Raw genomic sequence first — 9,137 nt, forward strand, 5'->3', positions numbered from 1 at the left:
CGGCCGCCGGGCGCGCCGGGTCGAGGTAGGGGCCGCCGGCGCCCGGGCGGGGGTGCAGCGACCGGGGCGGGGCGGACACGGAGGACGATGCTGTGTACATGGGAGAGACAGATCCCTTCGTGTGCCTGCAGTGCCTGTCCAAGCAAGCGCGCTACCCGGCCCGGTCCCGTGGGTGCATCCTGGGGAATGTCCCTCGGTGACCGGGTCGGGGTGGCGCGTTCCTACCTGACACCAGATGCGCAGTGGCACACCATCTGGCGAACCCTGGCGAACCCTGGCGAATAGTCGCCCGGCAAGGCGCACCGGGCTATGTTCAAGTCAGCCGAGAACCTGGGGGCTTGACGTGAACGGACAACCCAACTCCCGTCTCTCGGACCTGTTCGGCCTGGCCGGCTGGTCCAAGGGCGAACTCGCGCGGCTGGTCAACCGGCAGGCGGCAGCCATGGGCCACCCCCAGCTCTCGACCGACACCTCGCGGGTACGGCGTTGGATCGACACGGGAGAGATCCCGCGCGATCCGGTGCCGCGGGTGCTGGCGGCTCTGTTCACCGAGCGTCTCGGCCGTGTCGTGACCATCGAGGACCTCGGTCTGGTCCGGCACGGGCGTGTGGGGAAACGGCCCGACGACGGGAGTGTGGAACATCCCGACGGTGTGCCGTGGGCGCCCGAACGGACTGCTGCGGTCCTCACCGAATTCACGGGAATGGACCTCATGCTCAACCGACGCGGCTTGGTGGGCGCGGGCGCCGCGCTCGCCGCAGGCTCCGCACTCAGCAGCGCCATGTACGCATGGCTGCACTCCGATCCGACTCTTTCCGCCGACGCTCCCCGGTTCGACGATCCCCTGCACGCCGACCCCGCTGGGTTCGACCGCTACGAGGCCGCCCCCATCGGGTCGCAGGAGATCGAGGAACTGGAGGAGTCCGTCAAGGTGTTCCGAGCCTGGGACGCGGCCCGCGGCGGCGGGCTGCAGCGCAAGGCTGTAGTGGGACAGCTCAACGAGGTGGGCGGCATGCTCGCCTACCGGCACCCCGTCGATCTGCAGCGGCGCCTGTGGGGCGTCGCCGCCAATCTCGCCGTACTCGCGGGCTGGATGTCGCACGACGTCGGCCTGGAACCCACTGCCCAGAAGTACTTTGTCATCGCCGCCCACGCGGCCCGTGAGGGCGGCGACCGGCCCCGCGCCGGGGAGGCGCTCTCCCGGGCGGCTCGCCAGATGGTGCACCTGGGCCGGCCCGACGACGCACTCGATCTCATGAAACTCGCCAAGACCGGTTCCGGCGACGAGGTGCTGCCGCGCACCCGGGCGATGCTCTACACCATCGAGGCCTGGGCACAGGCGTCGATGGGCAAGGGCCAGGCCATGCGCCGCACCCTCGGCCAGGCGGAGGACCTCTTCGTCTCCGACCGCGGCGACGTACCGTCCCCGAGCTGGATGCAGACGTTCAAGGAGGAGGACCTCTACGGGATGCAGGCCCTGGCCTACCGCACACTGGCCGAGCACGAGCCGGGAGCGGCCGTGCACGCCCAGTACTTCGCGGAGAAGGCCCTGGCGCTGCGGGTCGACGGACGGCAGCGGTCGAAGATCTTCGACTTCCTGTCGATGGCCTCCGCCTGCTTCATCGCGGACGACCCCGAACAGGCGGACAGGTACGCGCGGTTGGCCCTGGCGTCGATGGGATCGAACTCCTCCCACCGCACCTGGGACCGGCTGCGCGAGATGTACCGGCTCACCGCCCAGTACTCCGACTACCCGAGAATCCACGAGCTGCGGGAGGAGATCAAACTCGCTCTGCCGAGGCCCCAGTCCAGGAGCGCGAGGACCAGGAACGGCAACAGCGCCCAGGCGTAGGGAGGTTGTGCCGCCACCGCGGTCCTGCGTGGTCCAAGTGGTCCGTGTGGCCTAGGTGGTCCTGGCGATCAGCACGCAGGCGTCGTCCGTGCGCTCGGAGTCGCCGAACTTCTCCACGACCATCCGCACGCAGTCCTGTGCGGTGCGCGCCTCGCCGAACCGCGGGGCCAGGTCGAGGAGTTGGTCGACGGCGGCTGCTCCACTGTGCCCGGGCACCAGTCCGTCCGTGTGCAGCAGGAGTACGTCGCCCGCTTCGAGGGTCTCCTCGGCCTGTCCGTAGGACGCTCCCGAGGTGGCGCCGAGCAGGACGCCGTCCGGTGCGCTCAGCAGGCGCCCCGTCCCGTCACGGAACAGCAGCGGGGCGGGGTGTCCTGCCTGCGCCCAGGTCAGGGTGCGGGTCTCGGGCCGGTAGCGGCAGCACACCGCGCTGCCCAGGGCCGGTTGAACAGTGGCGTCGAGTAACTGGTTGAGCAAGGACATCAGTTGGCCGGGCTCGGTGCCGGCCATCGCCATGCCGCGCAGGGCGCCGAGCAGCATCGCCATGCCCGAGGTGACGGCGACACCGTGTCCGGTGAGGTCGCCGACGCTCAACAGGGTGGCGCCGTCGGAGAGTTGGAGCGCGTCGTACCAGTCGCCGCCGATCAGCGCGCTCGTCGAGGAGGGCAGATAGCGGGCGGCCAGGTCCAGTGTCTCCGGCCCCTGGTGCGGGAGCCGCAGGGAGCCACGCCACGGCGGCAGCACGGCCTCCTGCAACTCGACCGCGAGCCGGCGCTCGGTCTGCGCGTGGTGCCGGTGACGCTGCAGCGAGTCACGGGTCTCGCTCACCGTCCGCTGGCTGCGGCGCAGTTCGCTGACGTCCCGCAGCACGGCCCACATCGAGGCGGTGCCACCGTCGGCGTCGAGCACGGGCTCGCCCATCATGTGCACGGTCCGTACGACGCCGTCGGGCCGTACGACGCGGAACTCGCCGTCGATGGGCTTGGCGTCGACCAGGCAGTCCGTGACCATCGCCGTCAGTCCCGGCCGGTCCTCGTCGAGGACCAGGGAGGGCAGCTCGTCGAGGGTGAGCGGGGGAGCGGCCGGGTCGCGGCCGAGGATCTGGTACAGCTCCCCGGACCAACTCGCCGCGTCCGTCAGCAGATTCCACTCGGCACTGCCGACCCGGCTGAGCAGCGATTCGGGTCGCGGCGGTTCCGGTACGGCAGTTGGGGCGAGCGGCGTCTCGACGGCGGCCGGTACGGGCGGCGGGCCGTCCCGCAGCTGGGCCAAGTGCTCGTCGAGGTCGCTGAGTTGATGCAGCGCCAGGTCGCACAGCGCCCGCTGCCACCGCTCCCGGGGATCCGAACCGTCACGCTGCGCATCCCGCCGTACGGCGTCCACGTCGCCCATGAGCCGCCGGGCCTGCGATATCAGCGCGTCGACCGAGCCGCGCGCAGGCGGCTGGGCGGCTGGGCGGTCCGCAGAGAGATGGGACGGCATGACGCACTCCGATGCGGGGACGGTTCGACCAAGGCGGATGGAGGGACCGGTTACGACTGTCGCACAGCCCGCGACGCCCTGTAAGGGATTTGGCAACACCCGATCCGGTGGTGCTTCTGGCATATGCCAGCGTCTTCACGGGTGGGTTGTGCCGTGCTCGCGGCGTAGCTGTCCTGGTGAGGCAAGTCGTGGGCGCCGTACGTGAGTTGAGGGATTGGGTACCCCCTCGGGTCGACATTCAATCACCTGTTCGACAGGCTGGTGTTCCCCTGCGTCGCCGGCGCCCGGCGGGAGGCCGAAAAGTGTCGCTCAAGCGAGTGATCCGCAGCTCGGAACGGTCATTTTGAGCCGTTGCATTGTTATAGCCATGACAATTCTGTGGGCATGATGCCACTCTGCTGTGCACCACGCTCACCGAGCGTTCACTCCTCCCTCACCCTTCCTCCTCGCACCCGCGCGCGCCGCCGGACGGCCGTACCACGGCCCGACCCGCTCTCCAGGACTCCACCGAGTCCGACCACCCCACATAAGGAGAACGCCTTGACCCGGCATGACCGTTATCCGCACCACCCCAGATACACCGCCGCTCTGGTGCTCACCGCAGTCGGCACCCTGCTGGCCGCCGGTATGCAGACCGGCGCCGCCTCCGCCGTTCCCGGCAGCGGCCACGCTTCGGCGAAGATCCTGGCCACCCCCCGGGCCGGAGCGGCCCCGGCCGCACTGACGCCGGCGAAGCACGCCACCCTCCTCAAGAGCGCGGGCGCGGCCGTCAGGAGCACGGCGAAGAACCTTGGCCTCGGGGCCAAGGAGAAGCTCGTCGTCAAGGACGTCACGCAGGACGCCGACGGCACCACCCACACCCGCTACGAGCGGACGTACGCCGGACTGCCCGTCCTCGGCGGTGACCTGGTCGTCCACGCGAAGAGCGGTCGCCTCACGGTCACGAAGGCCGCGAAGGCCGACCTGACCCTGTCGGACATCACCCCGAACGTGTCGTCGGCAACGGTGAAGACCAAGGCGCTCGCGACCGCGGCGAAGGCGGGCGGCGAGCAGGCCAAGCTCGACGGCGCCCCGCGCCTCGTCGTCTGGGCCGCGGGTGCCAAGCCCGTCCTCGCCTGGGAGGCGGTGGTCGGCGGCTTCCAGGACGACGGAACCCCCAGCGAACTCCACGTGATCACCGACGCCGACTCGGGCAAGGCCGTCTTCCAGTACCAGGGCATCGAAACCGGCACCGGCACCGGCCAGTTCAACGGAACGGTCCCGCTCAGCACCACGCTCTCCGGCTCGACGTACCAGCTCGTCGACGGCGACCGCGCCGGACACAAGACCTACGACCTGAACCAGGGCACCTCGGGCACGGGCACCCTGTTCACGGATGACAACGATGTCTGGGGCGACGGGACCGCGACCAACCGTCAGACCGCAGGTGTGGACGTCGCGTTCGGTGCCGCGGCCACCTGGGACTACTACAAGGACGTGTTCGGCCGCAACGGCATACGCAACGACGGCGTGGCCGCCTACAGCCGGGCCCACTACGGCAGCAACTACGTCAACGCCTTCTGGTCCGACACCTGCTTCTGCATGACCTACGGCGACGGCTCGGGCAACACCCACCCGCTGACGGCCCTCGACGTGGCCGCGCACGAGATGAGCCACGGCGTCACCGCCGCGACCGCCGGTCTCACCTACTCCGGTGAGTCGGGCGGCCTCAACGAGGCCACCTCGGACATCTTCGCCGCCGCGGTGGAGTTCCACGAGAACCTCCCCGCCGACGTCCCCGACTACCTGGTCGGCGAGAAGATCGACATCAACGGCAACGGCACACCGCTGCGTTACATGGACAAGCCCTCCAAGGACGGCGCGTCCCGCGACTACTGGAGCTCGACGCTCGGCAGCGTCGACGTCCACTACTCCTCGGGCCCGGCGAACCACCTCTTCTACCTGCTGTCCGAGGGCAGCGGGGCGAAGACCGTCAACGGCGTCGCCTACGACAGCCCGACCTACGACGGCGTGCCCGTCGCCGGCATCGGCATCGACAACGCCCAGAAGGTCTGGTACCGGGCGCTCACCACATATATGACCTCGTCCACCAACTACGCCGGTGCCCGCACCGCGACGCTGCAGGCCGCCGCCGATCTCTTCGGCGCCTACAGCCCCACGTACCTCGCCGTGGCCGACGCGTGGGCCGCGATCAACGTCGGCAGCCGTATCGCGCTCGGCGTCAACGTGGCCCCGATCTCCGGCCAGATCAGCGGAGTCGGACAGTCCGTGTCCCTGCAGACGGACGCGTACACCACCAACTCCGGTGCGGGGCTGACCTATTCGGCAACGGGTCTGCCGGACGGACTCTCCATCAGCAGCACCGGCCTGATCTCCGGCGTCCCGACCACCCTCGGGAGCAGTGACGTCACGGTGACCGTCACCGACGACACGGGCGCGACCGCAACCACCTCCTTCACCTGGCGGGTGGCGAACATCTACGCCAGCAGCACCCGGGTGGACATCCCCGACAACGCCGCCGCCGTGGAGTCCCCGATCACGGTCACCGGCCGCGACGGCACCGCCTCGGCCACCACCCAGGTCTACGTCAAGATCGTCCACACCTACCGGGGCGACCTGACCGTCGACCTGGTGGGCCCGGACGGAACCGTCTACTCCCTGCTGAACCGCTCCGGCGGCTCCGCCGACAACGTCGACCAGACCTTCACCGTCGACGCCTCCGCCCAACCGGTCAACGGCACCTGGAAGTTGCGGGTGCAGGACCATGCGGCGATCGACGTCGGCTACATCGACCAGTGGCAGCTGACCCCCTGACACGCAGCCCGCGTGACTGAGCATCGATGACGGTCCCGGCCGCGCCCGCACCAGTGGGGCGCGGCCGGAGCCATGACCCGCGGACCGTAGATTGTGCCCATGATCGAGAAGACGTCGCCCGAGCGGTTACAGCGGTCAACCACCCGACGCAGGCATGCCGCGCCGAGGAAGACCGAAGGCGGAGGCGGACTGCTGCGTTCGTCCGCGCTGATGGCGGCGGGAACCCTGGTCTCGCGAGCCACCGGCCTGATACGCCAGGTGCTGCAGGCCGCCGCGCTGGGCACCGGACTGCTGGCCACCACGTACAACCAGGCCAACACCGTGCCGACGAGCCTCTACTTCCTGCTGATCGGCGGCGCCCTGAACTCCGTCCTGGTACCCCAGTTGGTCCGGGCCAGGACCGAACACCCCGACGGCGGCGCCGCGTTCGAGCAGCGACTGGTCACTCTCGTCCTGTGCGTCCTCGGAGTGGGCACCGCGCTGGCCACCTGGGCCGCCCCCGAGATCATCAGCGTCTACCAGCACGACACACCCGCCACGCACGACGCCTTCCAACTGACCGTCGTCTTCGCCCGGTTCCTGCTTCCGCAGATCTTCCTCTACGGCGTCTTCAGCATCTTCGGCCAAGTCCTCAACGCCCGGAACCGGTTCGGCGCGATGATGTGGACCCCGGTCCTCAACAACGTCGTCCTGATCGCCATGTTCGGCCTCTACCTGGGCCTGCTGACCGCGCCGGAACAGGTGTCGGACATCACGGGCGCCCAGGTCCGGCTGCTCGGCATCGGAACCACACTCGCCCTCGCCGTGCAGGCACTCGCCCTGATCCCCTACGCGCTGGCGGCCGGCTTCCGGTTCCGGCCGCGCTTCGACTGGCGCGGCACCGGGTTGCGCAAGAGCGTCAACGCGGCCCGCTGGACACTGCTGTTCGTGCTGACCAACCTGGCGGCGAGCACGGTGGTGACCCGTCTGGCCTCCGCCGCCGACGCGGCCCGGCCCCGCGACGGCGTCGGCTACACCGCCTACAGCTACGCCCAGCAGATCTGGATGCTGCCCCAGTCGATCGTCACCGTCTCCCTGGTGACCGCGCTGCTCCCGCGCATGAGCCGGGCGGCGACCGAACACCGCCTCGACGACCTGCGCGCCGATCTGTCCCGCGCACTGCGGGTCAGCGGTGTCGTCATCGTCCCGGCCGCCTTCTTCTTCCTCGCCTTCGGCCCGCAGACGGCCCAACTGCTGTTCGCCCACGGCTCCGCCGACGCCGCGGCCACCGTCCCCCTGGGCCACATGCTGCAGGCCTTCGGCCTCGGACTGATCCCCTTCTCCGCCCAATACCTCCTGCTGCGCGGCTTCTACGCCTTCGAGGACACCCGAACCCCGTTCCGGATGGCGCTGTTGATCTCGGGCATCAACATCGTGCTCGCCGTGGCCTGCCACTTCCTGCTGCCCGCGCGCTGGGCGGTCACGGGGATGGCCGGCGCCTACGCCCTGTCGTACGGGATCGGTCTGCTGCTGACCGCGCTGCGCCTGCGGCGCCGTACGCGGGGACTGCTCGACGGACGGCGGATCTGTCGCACCTACGCGAAACTGACCGTGGCCGCGACAGTCGCCGGAGGTGCCGGGTGGCTGCTGGCCCGCGTCTGCAACGAGGGCCTGACAGCGGGCAGTTGGGCACCGGCGCTCTCGCTGGCGGCGGGCGGTACGGCGATGGCCGTGCTGTTTCTGCTCCTGGCGCGGCTGCTGCGGATAGGGGAGTTGCGGAGCCTGCCCGGACTGGGGTGAGCGCCGGGCACCGGCCCGCGCCGACGAAATCCTTGCTGTGTCGTGCTGCGCTGTGCTGGTTGTGCCGCCGTCAGGGGGTGAGCTTCAGGTCCTGCTCGACCAGCGGTTTGCCGGAGTGCCAGTCCAGGGCGGCGCCGAAGCGCACCAGCTCGCCGTGGAGCGCGGGATCGACCCGTTCGGCGAAGACGAGGTCGAGCACGGCGGCAGCGGCCTCGGCGGGTGACTTGGCCTGGCTGAAGTCGTCGAACCAGGGGCGGGAGGTGGCCGTGTCCACCATGCCGGGGCACACGGACGCGATCAGGGTGTCGCTCGTGAGGTCGTCCTGACGGCGTTCGGCGGCGACCGCGCGGACAGCGGCGACCTGGGCCACCTTCGAGGGCACGTTCAGCCAGAGCGGCCAGCCCGCCTCGGCCGTGGTCCGGTGGTGGACGGCGTCGCGCCAGGACTCGACGGCGTACTCGACCTGGTCCAGGCTCGCGCCCTCGAACAGGTCGTGCAGAGAGGGGTCGAGATGGCCGAGGGTGCCGAGGCTGCTGGCCACCACGAGGAACCGGCCGCCCGGGCGCAGCACCGGGCCGAAGGAGCGCAGCATCGCGTGGGTGGCCGTGTTGGAGACGTCGATGAACTCGTCGGCGCGCTCGGCCTGCGACTCCCCGGGGAGCATTCGGGTCACCGCGTTGGAGATCACGACGTCGACCCCGCCGTGGCGCTGCCGGAGCTCGTCGGAGAGGTGGGCGATGGCGTCGGTGTCGGTGACGTCGAGGACCCGGCCCTCCACCCGGCTGCGCGTGCCGGGCAGGCCGGCCACCTCGCGGGCCGCGTCGGTGACCCGCCGCTCGTCGCGGCCGGTGAGCAGAACAGTGTCGTCGGGGCCCATACGGGCCGCCAGTCCCTCGACGAGGGCGCGGCCGAGTCCCTGGTTGGCGCCCGTGACGAGGGCGATGCGCGGAACGTTCATGTCTGCCACGGTAGGAACCATCACGTCCATGCGTCCAACGAGAGTTACGCACCGCTAGTATGCGCAATCGTCATGGACTTCACGGATGTGTCACTCACCGCGTTGCGCGTCTTCCGCGCGGTCGCCGAACAGGGGACCTTCACGGCCGCCGCCGCGTCACTGGGCTACACCCAGTCGGCGGTGTCCCGGCAGATCGCCGCGATCGAACGGGCCGCGGGCGCGGAACTGCTGGAACGGCGCCGCGACGGCGTACGG

The 9,137-nt window shown here is 70.2% G+C and carries 6 protein-coding genes; 4 read left to right on the forward strand and 2 right to left on the reverse strand.

What is annotated here, in order from left to right; translation table 11 throughout:
* The first annotated feature begins 343 nt into the window (after window positions 1-343).
* Window positions 344-1,852 carry a DNA-binding protein NsdB gene (locus tag R6V09_RS37925; RefSeq protein WP_317886024.1) on the forward strand — a complete coding sequence of 503 codons (1,509 nt, stop codon included), beginning with the start codon at window positions 344-346 and terminating at the stop codon, window positions 1,850-1,852.
* A 51-nt stretch (window positions 1,853-1,903) separates the two neighbouring features.
* On the opposite strand, the gene R6V09_RS37930 is transcribed toward R6V09_RS37925, so the two are convergent.
* The gene (locus R6V09_RS37930) at window positions 1,904-3,331 is read right to left on the reverse strand and encodes a PP2C family protein-serine/threonine phosphatase (RefSeq protein WP_317886025.1); all 1,428 of its coding nucleotides are present in this window, start codon (window positions 3,329-3,331) and stop codon (window positions 1,904-1,906) included.
* A gap of 540 nt (window positions 3,332-3,871) precedes the next feature.
* Here R6V09_RS37930 and R6V09_RS37935 point away from each other — a divergent pair.
* Together R6V09_RS37935 and murJ are read left to right on the forward strand one after the other, a co-directional pair.
* Window positions 3,872-6,145 (forward strand): M4 family metallopeptidase, encoded by a 2,274-nt coding sequence (locus tag R6V09_RS37935; RefSeq protein ID WP_317886026.1) that lies wholly within the window; start codon window positions 3,872-3,874, stop codon window positions 6,143-6,145.
* Window positions 6,146-6,244: 99 nt separating this feature from the next.
* The gene (gene murJ, locus R6V09_RS37940) at window positions 6,245-7,924 is read left to right on the forward strand and encodes a murein biosynthesis integral membrane protein MurJ (RefSeq protein ID WP_317886027.1); all 1,680 of its coding nucleotides are present in this window, start codon (window positions 6,245-6,247) and stop codon (window positions 7,922-7,924) included.
* 70 nt (window positions 7,925-7,994) lie between these two features.
* Here murJ and R6V09_RS37945 read toward each other — a convergent pair whose 3' ends face one another.
* Window positions 7,995-8,882, reverse strand: a complete 888-nt coding sequence (locus R6V09_RS37945) for an SDR family NAD(P)-dependent oxidoreductase (RefSeq protein WP_317886028.1) — start codon at window positions 8,880-8,882, stop codon at window positions 7,995-7,997.
* A 72-nt stretch (window positions 8,883-8,954) separates the two neighbouring features.
* Between R6V09_RS37945 and R6V09_RS37950 the strand changes: the two genes are divergently transcribed.
* Window positions 8,955-9,137, forward strand: a 183-nt coding sequence (locus R6V09_RS37950; RefSeq protein WP_317886029.1) for a helix-turn-helix domain-containing protein, incomplete at its 3' end; no start/stop codon positions are given.

This window comes from Streptomyces sp. W16, from assembly GCF_033194735.1.
Classification (GTDB): domain Bacteria; phylum Actinomycetota; class Actinomycetes; order Streptomycetales; family Streptomycetaceae; genus Streptomyces.